At 61.0% G+C, this 19,485-nt stretch carries 14 protein-coding genes; 9 read left to right on the top strand and 5 right to left on the bottom strand.

Going from position 1 to position 19,485, the window contains the following annotated elements; all coding sequences use genetic code 11:
- From EKD05_RS20705 to EKD05_RS20695, 3 genes are all read left to right on the top strand, one after another.
- Nucleotides 1-1,189, top strand: a 1,189-nt coding sequence (locus EKD05_RS20705) for a tetratricopeptide repeat protein (protein ID WP_129676700.1), incomplete at its 5' end; no start/stop codon positions are given.
- A complete protein-coding gene (locus EKD05_RS20700) occupies nucleotides 1,182-1,379 on the top strand; it encodes a hypothetical protein (RefSeq protein ID WP_129676698.1) in 198 nt (65 codons plus the stop codon). The genes EKD05_RS20705 and EKD05_RS20700, both read left to right, overlap by 8 nt.
- Nucleotides 1,380-1,391: 12 nt before the next feature.
- Complete coding sequence (locus EKD05_RS20695) at nucleotides 1,392-1,820, top strand: hypothetical protein (RefSeq protein ID WP_129676696.1); 429 nt, start codon at nucleotides 1,392-1,394, stop codon at nucleotides 1,818-1,820.
- A gap of 631 nt (nucleotides 1,821-2,451) precedes the next feature.
- On the opposite strand, the gene EKD05_RS20690 is transcribed toward EKD05_RS20695, so the two are convergent.
- Both EKD05_RS20690 and EKD05_RS20685 read right to left on the bottom strand, forming a co-directional pair.
- Nucleotides 2,452-3,489, bottom strand: coding sequence for a glycosyltransferase family 4 protein (locus EKD05_RS20690; protein ID WP_165360862.1), 1,038 nt, complete (start codon nucleotides 3,487-3,489; stop codon nucleotides 2,452-2,454).
- Between the two features lie 2 nt (nucleotides 3,490-3,491).
- Entirely contained in the window at nucleotides 3,492-3,887 is a 396-nt protein-coding gene (locus tag EKD05_RS20685; RefSeq protein ID WP_129676692.1) for a hypothetical protein, read from the bottom strand.
- Between the two features lie 369 nt (nucleotides 3,888-4,256).
- Here EKD05_RS20685 and EKD05_RS20680 point away from each other — a divergent pair, with 369 nt between their 5' ends.
- From EKD05_RS20680 to EKD05_RS20660, 5 genes are all read left to right on the top strand, one after another.
- Nucleotides 4,257-5,837, top strand: a complete 1,581-nt coding sequence (locus EKD05_RS20680; RefSeq protein ID WP_129676690.1) for an acyl-CoA carboxylase subunit beta — start codon at nucleotides 4,257-4,259, stop codon at nucleotides 5,835-5,837.
- A 7-nt stretch (nucleotides 5,838-5,844) separates the two neighbouring features.
- Nucleotides 5,845-6,219: an OadG family transporter subunit gene (locus tag EKD05_RS20675; RefSeq protein WP_165360861.1), complete on the top strand. Its 375-nt coding sequence runs from the start codon at nucleotides 5,845-5,847 to the stop codon at nucleotides 6,217-6,219.
- A gap of 40 nt (nucleotides 6,220-6,259) precedes the next feature.
- A complete protein-coding gene (locus tag EKD05_RS20670; protein WP_097651668.1) occupies nucleotides 6,260-6,679 on the top strand; it encodes a biotin/lipoyl-containing protein in 420 nt (139 codons plus the stop codon).
- The gene (locus EKD05_RS20665; protein WP_129676686.1) at nucleotides 6,679-7,869 is read left to right on the top strand and encodes a sodium ion-translocating decarboxylase subunit beta; all 1,191 of its coding nucleotides are present in this window, start codon (nucleotides 6,679-6,681) and stop codon (nucleotides 7,867-7,869) included. The genes EKD05_RS20670 and EKD05_RS20665 overlap by 1 nt, the downstream gene beginning before the upstream one ends.
- A 120-nt stretch (nucleotides 7,870-7,989) precedes the next feature.
- Nucleotides 7,990-9,000, top strand: a complete 1,011-nt coding sequence (locus EKD05_RS20660) for an MBL fold metallo-hydrolase (protein ID WP_129676684.1) — start codon at nucleotides 7,990-7,992, stop codon at nucleotides 8,998-9,000.
- Nucleotides 9,001-9,008: 8 nt separating this feature from the next.
- Here the strand turns inward: EKD05_RS20660 and EKD05_RS20655 are convergent, their stop codons facing one another.
- From EKD05_RS20655 to EKD05_RS20645, 3 genes are all read right to left on the bottom strand, one after another.
- Entirely contained in the window at nucleotides 9,009-9,353 is a 345-nt protein-coding gene (locus EKD05_RS20655) for a hypothetical protein (RefSeq protein ID WP_129676682.1), read from the bottom strand.
- A 137-nt stretch (nucleotides 9,354-9,490) separates the two neighbouring features.
- Nucleotides 9,491-9,934, bottom strand: coding sequence for a hypothetical protein (locus tag EKD05_RS20650; RefSeq protein ID WP_129676680.1), 444 nt, complete (start codon nucleotides 9,932-9,934; stop codon nucleotides 9,491-9,493).
- 329 nt (nucleotides 9,935-10,263) lie between these two features.
- On the bottom strand, nucleotides 10,264-12,783 hold the full coding sequence (locus tag EKD05_RS20645) for a tetratricopeptide repeat protein (RefSeq protein WP_129676678.1): 2,520 nt from the start codon (nucleotides 12,781-12,783) through the stop codon (nucleotides 10,264-10,266).
- Nucleotides 12,784-13,240: 457 nt separating this feature from the next.
- On the opposite strand from EKD05_RS20645, the gene EKD05_RS26000 reads away from it, so the two are divergent.
- The coding region (locus EKD05_RS26000) for a transglutaminase domain-containing protein (RefSeq protein WP_205704014.1) at nucleotides 13,241-19,485 on the top strand (6,245 nt) is incomplete at its 3' end.

Genomic DNA, 19,485 nt, shown 5'->3' with positions numbered 1-19,485 from the left:
GGGGGTGCTGGTGACGCGGGGCGACCTGGGGGGGGCGATGGGCCTCTACGAACAGTCGCTGGCGATCAAGGCAAGCCTGGGGGATGTGCGCGGCAAGAGCGCCACGCTGGTCATGATGGCACAGATACGGTTTGTGCGAGGTGAACACGATCGGGCACTGAGTAATGCTCGCGAGAGTTTTGGTCTGTTGCAGGCAATGGGGGCAGTTGCTGATGCAGCCCAGGTTGCTGAGATTATTCAGCAGATGGAAGCCGCGATGGCTGGTGGGGCAACGCCACAACCGTCTGCGCTCACTCCCGCGCAGTTGGTCGGGGCACTTACTGGGGCAGTGGTGCGTGTCCTACGTGGCCAGCTGCCGGGTGCTGGTGTGCAGGCCGATCTTGCGCGACTATCTGCTGAAGAAACGCTGACGCCGAGCATTGCCGCGCTACTGGCGGCCATTGAGGGCAAGACCAATGCTGCCGCCACGTTGCTGACCGCTGCCGAGCCGCTGCTGGCGCAGGGTACACCGGCTGAACGTGCCGATGCGTTGGTTGGCATCGGCAATCTGGCCGCTCAACTCAATGATGGTGCAACTGAACTGCGTGCGCGGCAAGTTGCGGTGGCGGCGTTCCGTGAGGCGGGTGACGACCAGCAAAACCTGGTGAACTTGAGCATTGCGCTCTATAATCTGGCGATCTTCCACGCTGGCCAAGAGCAGTACGCGGCGGCGATTCCCTTGCTCGAAGAGGTGGTTGCCCTGGATGAGCGCACCGGGCATCCTGATCTGGCAAGCGACCGGGCGAAGCTTGAAGCGATGCGCCAGCGGGCGGCGGGCGTTTTGCCAGTGGATAGTGATGAGCAGGAGGCTGCGGTCGCGATGGAGGCCATGCTCAGTCAGCTTACGCCAGCGCAACAGGCCGAGTTCCGGGTGCTGAGCCAGGTGGTGCCGTTGCTGCAACAGGGCATCGCGCTGCTGCGGCAGCCTGGGATCACGGCGGCTGAGCGTGGGCGACTGGCCGCCGGGCTTGAGCAGGCCGCCCAGCAGGCCGAAGCAGGCGAGGTGGCTGGCTCGCCGTGGCTCGCCGCTGCCGCCGCGCTGCGAACGCTTGTCGGGTGGCTGCATGGCACCCCGCCCCATCTTGAGGCTCTTGAAGAACCCTATCGCAGCCTGGTTGCCCAGATGGTGGAGAGGACTGACGATGAGTGAACAAGCCGAGACCGAGAGTTACCATTGCCCGAAGTGTGGGTATTGGAATATCTGGACGCATGACCAGATTCGTCAGCGCGGGCGCGAGGTGATCTATCGTGGTGAGCATGAAGTCGTCTATGCCTTGCGCTGCCAGAATCCCAAGGGTTGCGATCAGCGTATGCGCGTTGCCATTCCTGTGAAGCCCTGAAGAGGCGAAGCTATGCCGGTGCTTGGCCCTGAAACCCCCGACGAGCGCGAGCTACGCGAATGGCTTGAAAAGCAGAAGCGTGGCAACATCGAGCGTCTCGAGACGAGTGCGCAGACGATCATCCAGCTTGTCACTGGGCTCTATGGCGTGCTTTTTGCGGTGCTGGCGTTGAGTGATCAGCCGGCCTATTTGGAACGACCCGTTGTGCAATGGGCTGGCACAGTTGGCGTCGGGGCTTTTTTTGCGACGCTGGTGATGGCGCTATTTGTGCTGCTGCCACGTCGGGTCAGCTACGAGACCGATAACCTCAGCGAGATGAAAGCCGTCTATCAAGGCCTGCTTGGGCGCAAGGCGGTGCTGCTGCAACTGGCACAGGGCTGCTTCCTGCTCGGGATGGCCGCGCTGGTAGTGGTGATTCTTGCGATTCTGTGGCAAGGCTAGGTTTGACGCAAAGGCGCGGAGGGTTTTGACGCAAAGGCGCGGAGGCGCGAAGATTTTGACGTGAAGGCGTGTGGGGGCACGGGCAAGCCGTGCCCGTACATGTGCCGCATGTGCGTGTAGGGGCACGGCTTGCCCGTGCCCGCCTGGGGTAAAGAGGCAGGTCTCATTGCTGCTGCGCCCCCAGGCCCATCGGGTGCGCCGCTATCGTTCACGCGAAGGCGCGAAGGCGCGAAGATTTTGACGCGAAGGCGTGTAGGGGCACGGTGCGGGGCACGTGGCGGGGGCACGGGCAAGCCGTGCCCGTACATGGGCCGCATGTGCGTGTAGGGGCACGGCTTGCCCGTGCCCGCCTGGGGTAAAGAAAGAGGCAGGTCTCATTGCTGCTGCGCCCCCAGGCCCATCGGGTGCGCCGCCATCGTTCACGCGAGGGCACGGCGGGGGCGCGGCGCGGCGGGGGCACGGGCAAGCCGTGCCCGTACATGGGCCGCATGTGCGTGTAGGGGCACGGCTTGCCCGTGCCCACCTGGGGTAACGCGGCACGTCTCATTGCTGCTGCGCCCCTAAGGCCCATCGGGTGCGCCGCCATCGTTCACGCGAAGGCGTGAAGGGGGCCGGTGGGGGCACGGGGGATTTAAGGCAGCAGTGCCCCGACGACGTGATCCCAGGTGATCGAGGCGACGCGGGCGGGGCCAGGCCTGCCGAGGCGGGCGGCGAGGGCGGCGTCGGCGGTGAGGGCGGCGAGCGCGAGGGCGATCGCGGCTGGCGCCGTGGGACAGATCAGGCCGTTGTGGCCGTGTTCGACAAATTCGAGCACGCCTCCTGCGTCATCAGTCGTGATGACCGGACGCGCGGCCTCGAACGCTTCGATGGTTGCGAAGCCGTAATCCTCGTCGATGGGGGCATAGTAGACGGCCCGTGCCCCGGCGTAGAGCTCGATCAGTTCGGCGTCGGGGACAAAGCCGAGAAACTGGACGCGTTCGCCGAGGCCGAGGGTGCGGGCGAGACCTTCGAGGGCTTCACGCTCGGGGCCAGCCCCGGCCACCAAGAGGCGGACGGGTTGCTGCGTCAGCGCCATCGCTTCGAGTAGCAGGTCGAGCCGCTTGGCGCGGTCGAGCCGGGATGAAGACAGGATGTAGTCGCCATACGGACCCGCTCGCAATTGGCCCGCATAGCGACTCGGCGGGTAGAGGGGCGTGCTGGTGAGGCCGTTGAAGCGGCGCAGGCGTTCACTGACATTGCGCGAAATGGTATAGCGCGCCTGGCACTCGTTGAGGCCGCGCCAATCCATCTGCATCAGCGCCTTGCGTACCTGGCGATGTTCGGGTGTATTGGCAAAATCGCTTAGCGGGGTACCATACCAATCGTAGGCCTGGCGGTGTTGATGGACAAGCCAGAGCACCTTGTGGGGATGGCGCACGAGGTACGAGGGGAATTTGGTGCCAATCACGAGATCAATCGGTTGCCCATTGCTGATGGTGAGATCAAGGAGGCGCCAGGCGAGCGCGTGGTCGGCAATGCGTTCAACGGGATGCCACTGGAAAGGGAGCGCGACCAGTTCGACCTGATGCCCGCGTACGCGGAGCGCATCGCGCAAACCCTCGGCCAGATACTCGGCCCCGCCACGGATAAAGGGTACCTGAGTGGTGCAGATCAGAATGCGTTTACTCATAGTCATCGGGTACGAAGGGCTTCCAATTCGCGCTGAAGCTCGGCTAGTTGGTGTTGCAGCATGCTATTTTGCTCGATCAGCAAGCGGATCGTGCGGGCTGACGCTTCATTGTACGCATTTTGTTGCTCAACAATCGGATTGATATACCAGCGCAGATAGCGTCGCACCACTTTGTTTAGCAAAGCCCAGCCCTGCGCATAAAGATTTTTGCCTTCGAGGGGCCAGTGCGCACTGACCACCCGCGTATATTCGAGCTCCTCGGCGGCGCGTTGCAACTCGTGGGAATGGCCGCGAGCGGTCGCATCCGCATCGGTCAAGGCAAGCCGTTGGGAGCGCACCTCGGTGCGGAGGGCCTCGAGGATGGCGGCAACATCGGTGTTGGAGGGTGGGTGAGTCATTGATGATCCTTTTTTTCTGACATGCTCACGACCGGGTTTGTTAGACCTCACAGGCCTGCAAGACCTGTGAGATCTGAGGGAGAGACTCTCTGCCGAGAGATTATACCGTATGTGCAACAGGTGACATAAAAAGAGCGTTTATGTCAAGTCTTAACCGTCGCATATGCAACTGTTGCGAGTCTACTACAAAATCCCATCGCTTTTAGCGCCCCACAAGGAGCAATAAGCGTGTATAGTTTGGGGGAATCATTATGGCAAAAGGTTTATGTCCGCACCGAAGCGTTCCGCTTGAACATGCCGTTGCCCGGATCATCAGGGTGCGCACGTTCGCGTGTGATGAGGCAATGGTGGAAAGGTAGCAAGTTAGCTATGACTATGCGTGACGAGGGCAAGGCACGCCCGCAGACTTCGCGCGAGAAGATCGAGCAGCTGCGACGAACCAAAATTCATTTGCGGCGAGGCGGAGGAACTGAGCGCATCGAGCGTCAGCATCAGAGTGGGAAGTTGACCGCACGCGAACGGATTAGCATGATCGTGGAAGAAGAGACCTTTCAGGAGCTCTTCCTTTTTGCACGTCATCGTAGTACCGCGTTTGGCATGGCCGGCAAAGAGTTGCCAGGTGAGGGTGTGGTGACTGGGACGGGGACGTACAACGGGCGTCAGGTCTTTGTTGCGGCCCAGGATTTCACCGTGATTGGTGGCTCGGTGGGCGAGAGTCATGCCGATAAGATCTGTCAGACGATGGATCTTGCCTTGAAGTGCGGTGCGCCGTTTGTTTGTATTAACGACAGTGGTGGTGCGCGCATTCAAGAGGGCATTGATGCGCTGAGTGGCTATGGGCGGATCTTTTACCGCAATATTCTGTTGTCAGGGGTGGTGCCCCAGATTTCGATCATTGCTGGCCCGTGTGCGGGTGGGGCGGCCTACTCGCCAGCGCTGATGGACTTTATCATCATGGTGCGTGGCACAGCCGAGATGTTCATCACGGGGCCGCAGGTGTTGCGCCAGGTGACGGGCGAAGAGATCACGGCGCAGGAGTTGGGTGGGCCCGATGCGCAGATGAGCAGTGGTGTCGCCCATTTCATTGCCGAGAGCGACGCTGATGCAGCCCATATCTGCAAACAACTGCTTTCGTTCCTGCCTGCGAACAACCTCGAAGATCCACCGAGCTATGGGACTGGTGAGTTGGAATTTTTCCCTGACTATACGCTTGATACGGTGATCCCCGACAATCCGCGTGAACCGTATGACATCAAGCCGGTCATTCAGCGCCTGGTGGACAATGGTGAATTTCTTGAGATCCAGGCCAGTTTTGCGCCCAACTGCGTGATCGGGTTTGCGCGCATTGATGGTCACACGGTGGGCATGGTTGCCAACCAGCCGGCGGTGATGGCTGGCGTGCTCGATATCAACTCATCGGACAAGATTGCGGGGTTTGTGCGTTTCTGCAATGCGTTCAATATCCCACTTGTCACAATGATCGATGTGCCAGGGTTCTTGCCGGGGACTGAGCAAGAGCGGGGCGGCATCATTCGTCACGGGGCCAAGATGCTCTTTGCGTATGGTGCGACGACGGTGCCCAAGATCTCGATCATCTTGCGCAAAGCCTATGGCGGGGCGTATCTCGCGATGTGCGGCAAAGACCTCGGTGCCGATCGGGTCGCCGCCTGGCCGAGTTGCGAAATTGCGGTGATGGGGCCTGAAGGTGCGGTCAATATCATCTTCCGTGACCAGATCCAGAAGGCTGAAAATGCGGTGGCAGCGCGCGAGGACTTTGTGCGTCAGTATCGCGAAGAGTTTGCTTCGCCATACGTTGGGGCTGCGCGCAACTTGATCGATGACATTATTGAACCTAACGAGACCCGGCGCTATCTGAGTTTGGCCCTTGCTTCATTGCGCAACAAGCGCGAACTGCGCCCGCAGAAGAAGCATGGCCTGCTCCCGATGTGAGGTGGCTATGGAACCAATGGTAAACCCGATGGTCGAAGCGGTCCAGATCGCCTTGACTGGCGTTACGGTGGTCTTTATGGCGCTTACGCTGGTGTCTCTTCTGCTCGGTTTGATTGGGCGCGTCGACAAGCCGATTCAGCAACTGATGAGTCGTGGCAAAGCAGCGCCCGAACCTGCGCAGGCCCCTGTTGCGCCAGTGGTTGAGGCTACTGGTGCCGAGCTTACCCCTGAATTGATCGCCATCCTGACCGTTGCGGCCAACGAGGTATTGCAACAACCTGTACGGATCACTCGGGTGCAGTACAACCAGCCCCAGACCGGAGCATGGTCAAGTCAGGGGCGTATCTCGATTATGGCCTCGCGGCGCCGTCGCGATCGCTAACGCCTGGATCAGGAGATCTTGTATATATAAGGAGTTGATTGTGAAGCGTCTGCGTATTACCGTCAACGGAGTGAGTTACGAGGTTGATGTCGAGGTCTTAGAGGACGATACCGATCCTGCCTTCATGAGTGGCCCGGTACCATCACCCATCGGGATGGGCGCAACCGCACCACGACCACCGGCACCTCCGCGTCCTGCCGCTGCACCAGCGCCCAAAGCTCCATCGCCGCCCCCGGCTGCCGGTGGGGCCAATGCGCTGACTTCACCGCTTGCCGGGATTGTTGTTGATGTCAAGGTCAAAGTTGGTGATGTGGTCAAGGAGAATGATGCCTTGCTGGTGATCGAGGCGATGAAGATGAATACCAACGTCAGTTCGCCCAATGCCGGAACGATCAAGTCAATCAGCGTCAAAGCTGGCGACTCGGTGCGCCAGGGTCAGGTGCTACTGGAGTTTGCCTGATGGAATGGATCAACGAGTTTTTTCGCTCAATTATCGAATTTGCCGAGTCGAGCGGCTTTGTGCATCTCGCTTGGGGCAATGTCCTGATGATCGTCATCGGATGTATCTTCATCTTTCTGGCGGTCACCCGTAATTTTGAGCCATTGCTGCTTGTGCCGATTGGCTTTGGCATTATCCTCGGCAATATGCCCTTTGAACCTGGTATGGGGCAAGGGGTGTATGATGAGGGTACGGTGCTCTACTATATCTATTTTGGGGTTAAGGCTGGCATTTTTCCTCCGCTGATCTTTCTTGGCATCGGAGCGATGACGGACTTTTCGACGCTGCTCTCGCAACCACGCCTGATCTTGCTCGGCGCAGCGGCCCAACTTGGTATCTTTGCAGCACTGCTTTTAGCTGTTTTTCTTGGATCACAATTTCCCATTCTGGGCCTAGCTGATCCTGATGATCCAATGGCTCTGTTGCGTGCGGCAGCGTCGATTGGCATTATCGGTGGCGCTGATGGTCCGACGGCCATCTTTGTCACGACGCGTCTTTCGCCAGATTTGCTCGGTGCGGTGGCGGTCTCGGCCTACTCCTATATGGCACTGGTGCCCGTCATTCAACCGCCAATTATGCGTTTGTTGACAACGAGAGAAGAGCGTTTGATCCGGATGGCGGCACCGCCAGAAGTCAGTCGACTCCAGCGGGTCTTGTTTCCTATTATCGGGCTCCTGGTCTGTGTGATGATCGTTCCCGACACGCTGCCGTTGCTGGGGATGCTCTTTTTTGGCAATCTGTTGAAAGAGAGTGGCGTGACTGAACGACTGGCGGCCACGGCACGCATGCCTATGATTGACATTGTGACGATTCTGCTGGGCCTGACGGTGGGGGCAAGTACCCAGGCGAGCACCTTTCTTTCGCCACGTTCGGTGGTCATTTTTGCGATGGGTGCGGTCGCTTTTGCTATCTCGACGGCTGGCGGGGTGCTTTTTGCCAAGCTGTACAATGTTTTTGCCCGCGAAAAGATCAATCCGCTGATTGGGGCAGCCGGTGTTTCGGCTGTGCCAATGGCGGCTCGTGTGGCGCATATGGTGGCCCAGGAGGAAGATCCGCAAAACTTCTTGATCTGGCAGGCGATGTGCCCCAATGTCGCTGGGGTGATTGGTTCGGCAGTTGCCGCCGGGGTGCTGCTGGTGGTGCTGCGGTAAGCCTTATGGCGGCGCAGTTGGACAATCCTTCAGTCAGGGCTATAATACCGCATGGTGGCGCGTCGCTGCCACCATGCGGTCTTTTTGTGTGGTGTCTGCGATCCCCTTGCGGAGGTTGGGATGTCTGATGAGCCAATTACACGTTTCGAGACGGCAGGGGGTGTGCGCATCTATCGCTTGCCGCTCCAGGTTTTTCCGAGTCTGCGTGCCTATGCCCACCTGGTGATTGATGGCTCATATGCGGCCTTGATTGATACGGGCAGTGGTCAGGGTCAGAGCAATGCCGACCTTGAGGATGGTTTTGTCCGCTTGCGTCGTGAGTGGAATGAGGCGATCACGTGGGGCGATCTTTCACGGGTGATCATTACCCATGCCCATATTGATCACCACGGTGGGCTGAATCTGGTGCGTAGTCTGACTGATGCGCCGGTTGCTGTCCACGAGCTTGATCGGCGCGTGCTCGTGCATCACGAAGAGCGCCTGGCCCTGACGCGGTTTCGCCTGGGCATCTTTTTGCGTCGGGCCGGGATCAGCGAAGAGCGTCGCCAGCGGTTGCTGCGGATGTACAGTGGGGGCAAGGATCTCTTCCGTTCCGAGCCGGTTGAGACGGTGCTGCGCGATGGTGATTTGCTCGACGAGCGCTTCCGGGTGATCCATGTTCCCGGGCATTGCCCCGGTCAGGTCTGTTTGCAGTTTGACGATGTGCTCTTTACGGCGGATCATGTGTTGCCGGGGGTCGCGATCTTTCTTGCCCCCGAGAGCCTGACCTCCTCAACTGGGGTGGATCATTTTCTGCAGTCGTTGCAGAAGGTGCGGGCGACGAGTGGTGTGCGGCTCTGCCTGGGTGGGCACGACCGCCCGCTCCACGACCTCGAAGCGGCGGTGAATACGATTGCCTCGATCCAGCAACGGCGCATCGAGCGCATCTACGAGGCCTGTATTGAGCCAATCTCGATTGGCGGGTTGACCGAAATGCTCTACCCCGGCATTGGCTCATACGACGAGTTGCTGGCGCTGCAAAAGGTCGGTGCGTATATCGAATACCTCGACCAACGCGGGATGCTGGCGATTGCTAATCTCGATGAAGTTGCCGAAGATGAGCTTGGGGTACCACAGTATATCGCGGCGTGAGGCACTGGTCAGGTCGGCGGGGTAAACCGCACGAGTTGCCCTGCCGCATCGAGACTCCAACGGCTGCCGTCGGTGGCGGCGATGCCCGTTTGGACGCGCCAGCGTTCGGGGAGCGGGCGCGGCATGGCGAGCATACCGCCTGTCGGGGTGTCGAGCAGGGTAAAATCGAGCTTGCCGGTGTTGGCCCCGACGATCGTGACGCGAACCTTCCAGCAACCATTCCACTCGCGATAAAAATCATATTTCAATTCAACCGGGCCAAGCAGTTCGGTCAAGACCGCCTGGATCAAAGTGCGGGCGATTGGTGCGCGACGGCGCAGATCGGTCAGGGGTACCGGAAGATCAGGGGTCATAGCATAGGCCTCCCAGGGTATAGGTGAGGATGGTCTGAGGCGTGTATTGTAGCATAGGAGGGGCACGGGCAAGCCGTGCCCGTACGGGGGCGGGGGGGCCGGGGCGGGGTGGGGGCGGTGGCGATTGATTTGCGCTACTACATGAGCCGGTCGGCCCGCAATGCATGGGTGTCCAGTGAGGTGCGATGCCAGAGCGCATCATGGAGCCACGATCCGCCGAGGCCAATAGCTAGCAACCCATCGGCATGATCAGGGTCGCAGAAGACGAAGTAGAACACATGCACCCCATTGTGCAGCCACGTCGTCAAGTAGCTCGGATTGGTCGGTTGCCAGGTTGCACGGGCCTCACGGCTATCGGGGAAGAGCGTCACGTAGCGGATGGCGGCATGGGGGCAGCAGAAGATCGCCGGCCCACAGCGGCTGTGGTCATCCGCGTCGGTATCGTGGCCGTGGTGGATGCAGGCAGCCCCGTCCACGAAAGGTACCAGCCAATCGTTGCGCTGCCAGTTCGGCGGATAACGGTGGTTTGCCCGTGACGTGGGCCCTGGCGGTGGTGTGGCCCAGCCTTTGCGGCGCTTCATAACTAAACTCCTTGGATCGTGTTTGGCGTGCTTAGTCGTCTGGGAAATAAGTTTCCTGGTAGCGCCGCCGACCACGAATATGGGCGGTGCGGTATTCGTTTCTTCGTGGCCCCATTCGTGGTTGGCGGCGCTACCGGGAAATGTAGTTGACAGACGACTAATCAGTACCGCCTCATTTTACCTCATGGTAAGCGGTAAGCCCATGGCCTGTTCGATAGTTTGTGAACAAAGTTTTCCGATGCCTTTGCCTTATGGGCTTGCGTTGCCCCCTCTCCAACCCTGTTCCGCTGGGGGCCGGGGCCGCACGCCTTATAAGCGCGGACGTAAGACTACGTATACTCGGCGAGTACCTGCGCTAGTGACATGATGCTCCCCGCTGCATAGTCGGCCTGCCAGGTTGGATGTGATGCGATTAAGGTGCGTACCTGCACACGTACATGCAAATCGTTCGGCTCGGTGCCTAGTTCATAGAAACGCTGCAGGTGCTCAGCGGCGCCTAGTAGTCGTGCGGCTTCAGGCACATTGCCCCACTGTGCGGCGAGCAGCGCCAGACCAGCGATGGCATGGATGGCGATGTCGGCCAACCCCGACAGATGGGCGTTCTGCATACTGGCACGGAACCAGCGCTCGGCTGCCGTTGCGTCACCCTGCTGGAGCGCCAGGTACCCCAGGTTGCGCCGTACGCGGACGATGGCAAAGACCAGGCCCTGGGCTTCATAGGCATTGAGGCTCTGGGTGAGTAACTGCATAGCCTGAGGGTAATCGCCGCTCGCAAGGGCGATGAGGCCCAAGCCATCCTGCGACTCAGCGATGATCTCGGGTATGCCGATCTGTTCGGCAAGCACGAGACCCTGCTGAAAGGTGGCCTCGGCTTGCGTGTAAGCGCACTGTAGACGCAGCGCATTGCCGAGATTAATAAGTGTACCGGCGATTCGCACGTGATTACCACAGGCACGCGCATAGGTCATCGTGTCGTGAAAGCAGGTGATCGCATTGGGGTAATTGCCCTGAGCGACGTAGGTCATGCCGAGGTTGTTGAGGATCGTGGACAACAAAAAGGCATCACTGGTGGAGCGTGCCAGGGCGAGACTCTGTTGATGCAGTTCGACCGATTGCGCATATTTGCCAGGAATGCGTGCAAGGATGCCCGCGAGGTTGAGGCTGCGGGCGAGGCCAGTTGGATTGTCGCAGGCGCGAAAGAGGGCGATTGCCTGGTCGAGATAGGCATAGCAACTGGTGTCTGACTGTTGTGAGATGAGAAAGCTCGTGGCATAGTTGGCGCGAGCCTGGAGATCAAGATGGCCGGGCGGCGGATGCGCCACCAACGGTTCGAGCCAGCGACGCCCTTCACTGAAGAGGCCACGCGTGCGCCAATAGGCGAAGAGAGCGGTACTAATGCGCAACCCAGCGAGGCCACCGTCGTGGGCAAGCGACCAGGTATAGGCGGCCCGCAGATTGGGTAACTCGGCGTCAAGATGCACAAGCCAGGTCTGCAGTTCTGGGCCGTCAAGAGCGACCTCGGCCTGCTCAGCCAGTTTGACGAAGAATGCGGCATGCCGGGCCTGTTGCGTTGCCAGTTCACCGCTGGCGCTCAGTTGCTCGAACGCAAAGGCACGCAACGTTTCCAGGAATTCGTAGCGATCATCTTTGACCTTCACCAATTGTTGTTCCACCAGTTGGGGAAGGGCCTGCGCAATCGGCATAGAACCATTGATGGCCTGCGCTGCGTGCCGTGTCCAGCCGCCCTCGAAAACACCTAGGCGATGAAAGATCTGGCGGGTGGTAGGATCGAGCAACTGGTAGCTCCACATGATCGCGCTATGCAGCGTGCGCTGGCGTTCGGGCAGATCGTGCGGGCCTTCAGTGAGGGCAGATAGCAAGGGCGAAAGCTGGGCTACGAGTTCAGCGGGGCTAAAACGATAGCAACGTGCGGCCGCGAGCTCAATTGCAAGGGGGAGACCGTCGAGACGGCGGCAGATCGTGGCCACTTCGGAAGCAGCCTCGGCAAGTTTGAAGCTCGGACAGACCGCGCCGGCGCGCTCGGCAAAGAGTTGCACGGACGGGGCCTGGACAATCGCCTCGGCCTGATCGGTGGCAGGCAAACCGAGCGGCTCGACCGCAAGGAGGCGTTCGGCACGCAGGCGTAACGGCGCACGACTGGTCGCAATAACCTGGAGTTGAGGGCAGAGTGCGAGCAATTCAGCCACATCGTGAGCTGACGCAAGCAGGTGCTCGAAGTTATCGAGGATGAGCAGGGTTGACTGATGATACAGGCGATCGGCGAGTTGATTGAGCAGGGAAGTTCCGGGCTGTTCTGTAAGCGCCAGGGCGCGGGCCAGCGCGGGGAGCAACTGGGCCGGCTCGCTTAGCGAGGCAAGCGCGAGATAGACGACATGGTCGTCAAAGAGGGGGCGCACGTTGAGTGCGGCATGCTGCGCGAGGCGGGTTTTACCAACACCGGGCGGGCCAAGCAGGGTGAGCAACCGTGTGCCGTCGCGCAACAGATGGCGCTGGATCGCGGCGAGCAGAGCCTCACGCCCAAGCAAAGGATTAGGCGGCGCAGGTATCGCCCCTGGTGGGCGCGAGCGTGGTGGGTTAATGACAACGGCGCGGCTCGCGGGGAGTGGTACCGTACTTTCGGGCAAAAAAGCCGCCTGCTCAGCCGGGGTAGCCTGGAGCAGATCGAGCACTTGCGGCAACATCGCCGGGGGCAACGTGCGCTCGCCGCGTTCGATTTTGCGCACCAGCGAGAGTGAACAGGCAATCTGATCGGCAAGCGCCGCCTGAGTCAGACCGAGGGCGATGCGGCGTCGGCGCACCCATTCACCAAAAACAGGGGAACGAACCATGTGTTGCTACTCGTCCGAATTGTGTCACTTTTGTGTTACCTAAGTATAACAATAAACTGGTTTAATTGGGGAGGCAACTGCTTGCTATTTTATGCAAGCAGGCGCTTACTGCTACAACCAATGATAGCTACATTCTACCTTTGGCAACAAGATCGAGCTTGATGGTACAGCGACAAATAGTGGTGCCTGCAACTCAGTACAGACTGAAGCCGAAATAGAACAAAGAGAACTATAGCAGTCCTGTTTGGATTGTAAACAGGAGTGCCGGCTTTAGCCGGCTAATGGTCTTCCAGAAATTAATCCGGTATAGCCCGCGAAGGCGGGCTTCGCTTCCCCGAGCCGAGGGCTTCAGCCCCACGGCATCAGGCGCATAGCGGATCATTTACTGAAAGTCCATAAGCCGGCACTCCGTAGACACAAACCTGTTAGGACTGCTATAGGTGAGGAGTCAAGCCATATGAACCGTGGCATGCGTGCGATTGTTTTGCTGATGCTCGCTGCGATCCTGGTGGTGAATTCGGTGGTTCCGGTGGCGCTTGTGGCTGCACCTGTTCGCGCTGATCGTTTTGCGGATGCGCTGCTGCAACCACCTTCGGGGATCCTGCTTGACTCTGCGGCCAATCCTGAGACGGCCTCGCGGCCTCTGGCGCTGGCCCAGCCACTTACGGTGACGCGGGTGCAAACGGCGGTGACGCCTGCGGGTGCCAGCGCTGGTCTCGTGACGCTGACCTACACGCTGCGCAATAATCTTGCGCCAGTCACTGCACCTGTGCCGCCGCCGGGCGCGACGATCACCGAGACGATTGCGTTTGCTGCGACATATGATGCGGCCAGTGATCCCAATACGATCCGTAGCCTCTTGTTGACGACGAGTCTCGCTGAGGCGATAAGCTTGGTTGACGCGGCACCACTCCCGGTGCAGCAGGGCGCTGACCTTGCCTGGAGCCTCGGCGATCTGCCGCCGCAAACGACGCTTACGGCGACGCTCTCGGTGCGGGCGGCGACGTTTGCCGGTGAATTCGCGGCGCTTGAGACGGGCGCGGTGGCCTGGGGGACGTTGCACGGGCGGGCGGTCTCTGCCGAAACTGGGGCGGCCCGGCTTGCGGCTGACAGCTTTGCGCCGTGGCTCCAACGGACGCCGGATGCCGATACCAGCGATGAGGATATGCTCGCGCAGCTTGCGGCGCTTGGGGGTGAGCCTGAGCGTCTGTTTGCGTATGTCAAGACCTTGGAGCACGAGGTCTATGGTGGCTCGTTACGCGGGACCCGCGGCACGCTCTGGAGTCAGGCGGGCAATGCGTTGGATAAGGCGAGTCTGCTGATTGCGCTGCTGCGCGCCAGTGGTACGCCGGCCCGGTATCGCCACGGTACGCTGAATGACGAGCGCATTAACCAGTTGATTCTGGCGATGTTCCCGACGCCGCAGGGCGTGATCGGCCATGTGCCGCCAGGCGAAGCGGTTGCCGATCCGACGACGATCCCGATGCTGGTCAATGAGGCGCGGGATCACTGGTGGGTTGAGGCGTATCTGCCTGGTCAGGGCTGGGTTGAGCTCGATCCCTCGTTTCGCGCGGCGAGCATTGGTGAACGCTTTGCCGCCAGTGTCGCCGACGATGGCACGGACCGCATCGCCGAGGTGCCCGATAATGTGCGCCATAAGGTGACGCTACGGCTCAAAGTTGAACACTATACGCTGCTCAGTGCGCAGTTGCCCGGCGGCCTGCCGGTCAGTTATCCGCTCGAGGCGACCTTTAACAGCGTCGCGCTGGTCGGCGAGCCTGTTAGCCTGGCCCACTTTGTCAACCCGCAGATCCTTGGTGGCATGATCTTCACGACGAAGATAACGGACTATCGCCCCTATTTGCTGGTTGGGGACGAGGTGATTGATGGCGAGACCTATCAAGATCTGACCTCGAATTTTGTCGGCCCGCTGACCAACCGCCTCGTCACGGCGCTCTGGTTGGAGATCGAGAGCCGCAATGCGCAGGGCGAGAGTCAGCTCTTTACGCGGGAGATTGTTGACCGCCTGGGCTATGCGGCACGAACGGGGGGAAGCAGTAGCACGGTTGCGTTTGACTCGGAATTGCCCATCATTGGCGAGCAGGCGCTCTATACGGTGTTAGCGACGCCGTCGCGGGTGCCGCCCGAGGCGATCAATCGTCTCACGGCACCTGCACGCCAGGCGCTGACGCAGGGAGGCAGCAGCTTTACCGCCTTGCAGGCTTGGGGCGCACGCCCGGCAGCCGAGCAACGGGCTGCGTTTGATGAGATCCGCTCGGCGATCATCGATCTCCAGCAGACGGTGCGCACGACTCACGCGGCGCAACTGTTGACCCTCGCGGCCCAATCTGATTATGGTACTGCCTATCTCTCCGACCTCTTTCTCACCCACGCCTATGTCGCCTCGCCACGCTTCTTTCTCAGTTCGTGGGAAGTGAATGACGCCAAGCAGACCGCCACCGTCCGACTCGATCTGCGCAACAACCAGTTGCGCACCGTCTTGTACCCTGGACAGGCGTGGGGCGGTCTGGTCGCCTTCAACCATGCGCGGGGCATGCAGGATGCCGAGTTGGAGACGGCGATCTTGCGGGACGACGCGAATGGGACGCTGATCAGTGTGCCCGAGTTGATGCGGGCCGCCGAGGCGCAGGGCATTCCACTGGTGCGGCTTGATGGGGGCAGCCTTGATCGCCTCGCCGAATTGCCGCTTTCGCCGCGTGCCCGTGCCCGCATTGTCGACTCGTTGCGCCGAGGCCCCTACTATGCCGTGATTGTACCGGAACGCCCGGTGCAGATGGGCGATCAGGCCTTGACCGGCTGGATCGAAATTGACCTGGTGGACGGCGAGACCCGCGATGTGATGGAGGATGGGCTGCACGTGGCCGCGATCCAGTATGGTCTTCTGGTTGCCAGCCCCACCTTTGATGCGATTTTTGCGCTGATTGGCTTCTTTCACGGCTTTGCTTCCTACACGTTCTTCTGGATCGCCGAGTTTATGAGTAATCTGCCACTTGAGCCCGGCGGCTTGAAGCAGGCCTGGACGTCAGCCCATACCTTTGCCCAGGCTGAGACGAAGAAGATCGTTGCTTTGCTCACCGAGGTTGGTTCAAGTGGCAGTGGCACGACCTTCAATCGGCTCAAGGCCTATGCGACGGGCAATGGTCTGACGATCTCGATTGCGTTGCCTGAACCGGTTGAAAAGGCGTGCGAACTGGTGCAAGATACGGCCTATGAGTGCCCACCTACCTCGGCAGCGGTGCCGCTTCCGGTGGAGGTCGAACTTGGCTTTGTCAATGGCACCAAGTTTGCCGCGCAGGTCATTGGCTCGGTTGATCCGCCGTTGCCCAACGCGCTCGCTAGCCCTGGTTCGCTGCGGGCACCGGTGCTGAGTCGGGCCCAGACGGTGATCCAACCTGCGGCGACGCTGGCCGCTGGAGCACTTGCGGTTGAGGGGCGGCTCGCTGCGGTGGCACTGAGCGCCCCGGCGACGGCGAGTTTCTATGCGCCTGCGGTGGTCGGGCTAGGTGTTGGTGGCGAGGGCAGCGCGTATGGTGCCACCATGTTTGGCGCTGGGATTACGACGACGCTGAGCAACGCGGCGCTGATGCTCGCGCCAATCACCGGGACGCTGAGCCTCGCGGGGCAGCGGTTGGATGTCCCGAATGGCCTGGCAGTCGCTCGATACAGTGGACCGTTGGCGTTGACCGAAGCCGAGGCAGCATTTGACCAAATCGCCCTGGCAAGTAGCGGCCCGGTTGAACTCTTTGCCCTGCAGCTATCGGCAAATGCCAGCACGACCGACCCTACCACGCCAATCAATTTCACCGCCGCGATCGAGGCCAACTTCACCGATGCGTTTACGCTTACCGCCGAAGCGCCTGACAACTGGGCGGTTGCGGTGAGCCAGGCCGGTCAGGTGACCGTGACACCAGCGCCCGGCGCGGCACCCGGCAGGTATCAGGTGCTCGTGACGGCCCGCTCGTCGCGTTACCCTGAGCTCTTTGCGACGGCGGTGCACACCGTGAACACCACTGCCTTCGAGGGGCTCGCGTTGACGGTTGCGCCTGATCCGCTGATTACGGTGCCGTGGGGCATCGGCGCACTCACGGCTGATCCGACGAATAATGGTCAGCTTCAGGTGCCAGGGGCGGCTTTCACGGCGACGATGACCAATACCTCAACGCGCGCCCATCGGTTTACGCTGAACGTGACGGGCCTGCCTGCGGGGTGGCTGATCTTGAGTGGCGCCCAGGGCAGCAGTGAAACGACCGTGACGTTGCCTGCCGGCGGCACTGCCCAGGTGGGCTTCTATGCTTCGCCGCCGCCCGGGCCGCTTCCCGCTGCCGGGACGAGCTATCCCGTGACGGTGAGGGTTGCTGCTACAGAGAATGCCCAATTGACGCAGACTGCTTCCGTGACTTTTGCTGTGCCGGCGCTGCCGTATGCGTACCTGTCGGTGGATCCCGCAACGCTGGTGGTTGCCCCCGGTGTTGCCGACAGCGTTGCGTTGAACCTACAGAATGTGGGCAATAACAGTGGCAGCTTCCCCTTGCAGGCGGCGCTGCCGGGGCCGGGTTGGACGATCAGTGGCCTGCCGGCGTCACAGAGCGTTCCGGTTGGCGTTACGGTCACGCAACAACTGACGTTGACCGCGCCTGTAGATACGCTGATCGGCACTCAGGCAAGGGTTGACATACGCACAAATTCGGGGCCATATACGCAGGTTCGCTCGTTTGGCGTGCGTGTCGAACATCCTCTGGCGATCTGTGTCTACCAGGCCGCCCGTGCGCCGTCGAATGGCCGCACGGCGGGCGTGGTGACGGCGCTGCGTGAACTCGGGGCGGACGTCGGTTTGCTTGCCGCCACCCCTGATGAGGCAGCCCTGCGGACGCAGGTCGCCAGCCAGTTGCGCCTAGTGAGCAATCAGCTTGGCGCGGTGATCGGCATGGCTCAGATCGCCGAAGCCTTGCTGCGGCACGCTGAAGCGCTGGAGGGTACGCCTACCCCCGACGAGACGACCGCGATCTTGACGCAGCTCTGTGCTGACCTCGCCCCGGTTGCTGAAGGTTTGGCGCTCAATGCGCAGAGTGCGGCTGAGGTGCGCTTTATCCCTGGGAGCCTCGCGGTACGTGCGGGTGAGACTGTCACGCCTACGCTCAGAGTGGTCAACCGGGGTAGCGCCCAAACTCGCTACGAGCTTGCCGTTAGTGGGCCGCTCCCCGGTCTTCCCACCCCTCAGATCATCACGCTTGACCCAGACGAGGTGGTTGATGTGCCGATCCCCCTGAGCCCGCTGAACACCGGGTTTACGCTGCTGCTCGGGCGGGTGCGCGTGGTGGAGAGCGGGGCTTCGGCGGGGAGTTTTGCCACCGAGGCGAGCCTTGGGCTGCATGTGGTCGAGCGCTTTGTCCGGGTGCTTGAGGTGCGTGCGACGCCGGCTTTTGTGGAGACCGGGGTAAGTTCCACGACGCTCAGTTTGCACCTGGCGAATCTGACCAACATGCCGCTTGAGACGACGGCACGGGTGCGCCTGCTTGCCCCCGATGCTACGGCGGTCTACAGTGCCGAGCAGGCGCTTGCGCTTGGCGGTGGCGACCCGCGGAGCTATGGGCTGGGTACGGTTGACACCTCGGGCTTTGCGGCGGGTGTCTATACCGCGACGGTTGATCTGGTTCAACCTGATGGCACGCCGCTCGCGGGAGGCAGCGGAGCCGGACTGCTGACGGTGGGCATGGGTCTCGCTGCCGAAGTCGCGGTCGCGCCGCTTGTCGTGTTGCCGGGCAATCCAGTCGTGACGACCAGCATCACCACGCGCATCAGGCAGCAGGCGATTCTCCCGGATGCGCTGAGCGTTGCCGCACAACCAGCGCCTACCGGCGTTGGGCAACCCTGGGCGCATATGAGCCCCGAGCGCAGTGCGGGCGATGAGCGAATTTTGTCGAGTGAGCAGATGCCCGATCCCGCGCCGAGCGAAGATGCGCCGGGATGGGGGCGCACGCTGCTGCGCAGGCTTACTTGTGTCACCGACTGCGCGGAGCCGGGTCTTGCTGCGTTGCTCTTGCAAGCGCGTAGTTCATCTGGGGCAAGCGCGACCGGTGGTGGCGAGCAAGCGCCACTAGTGGCGGTGACGCTCGACCCGCTTGTGCCGGCCTTTACGGGTGGCGGCATCAGTCGCTACGAAGAGACCGAGGCGACCATCGCCTACTCGGGCACCTGGACGATCTTGAACCACTCGCCGGCGAGTGGAGGCCAGGGCAATTTTGGACGGGCCGCAGGTAGTCGTGCAACCTTTACCTTCACGAGTACCTGGGTGCATCTTGGTTTTGCTACGGGAACCTCGAGCGGCCAGGCCGAGATCTTCGTTGATGGCACGAGCCGTGGGGTGATTGATCTCTATCGCCGCACCGCCGGCGTCACCAGCATCGCCTATGGCGACCTTGGCCCGGGGGCGCATACGCTCGAAATCGTCACGCTTGGCACGCGCAACGCCTTCTCTACCGATATCCGGGTGGGCCTTGATTACCTTGATGTTTGGGATGGCACGGCGATGGCGGAGGGCGTGTTTGAGGAGAACGATGCGCGGATCGGGCTGAGCGGCTCGTGGTTCAGTAGCTCCAACGGTGAGCCAAGTGGCGGCAGTTATCTCGTTGGGTACACGGATCGAGCCAGCGCCTGGTTCCCCTTCACCGGTGACAGTTTCGC

This window comes from Candidatus Chloroploca sp. Khr17, assembly GCF_004138165.1.
Taxonomy (GTDB): Bacteria; Chloroflexota; Chloroflexia; order Chloroflexales; family Chloroflexaceae; genus Chloroploca.
The sequence above is the reverse complement of the archived record's forward strand: the minus strand, read 5'-3'. Positions and strand labels throughout refer to the sequence as shown.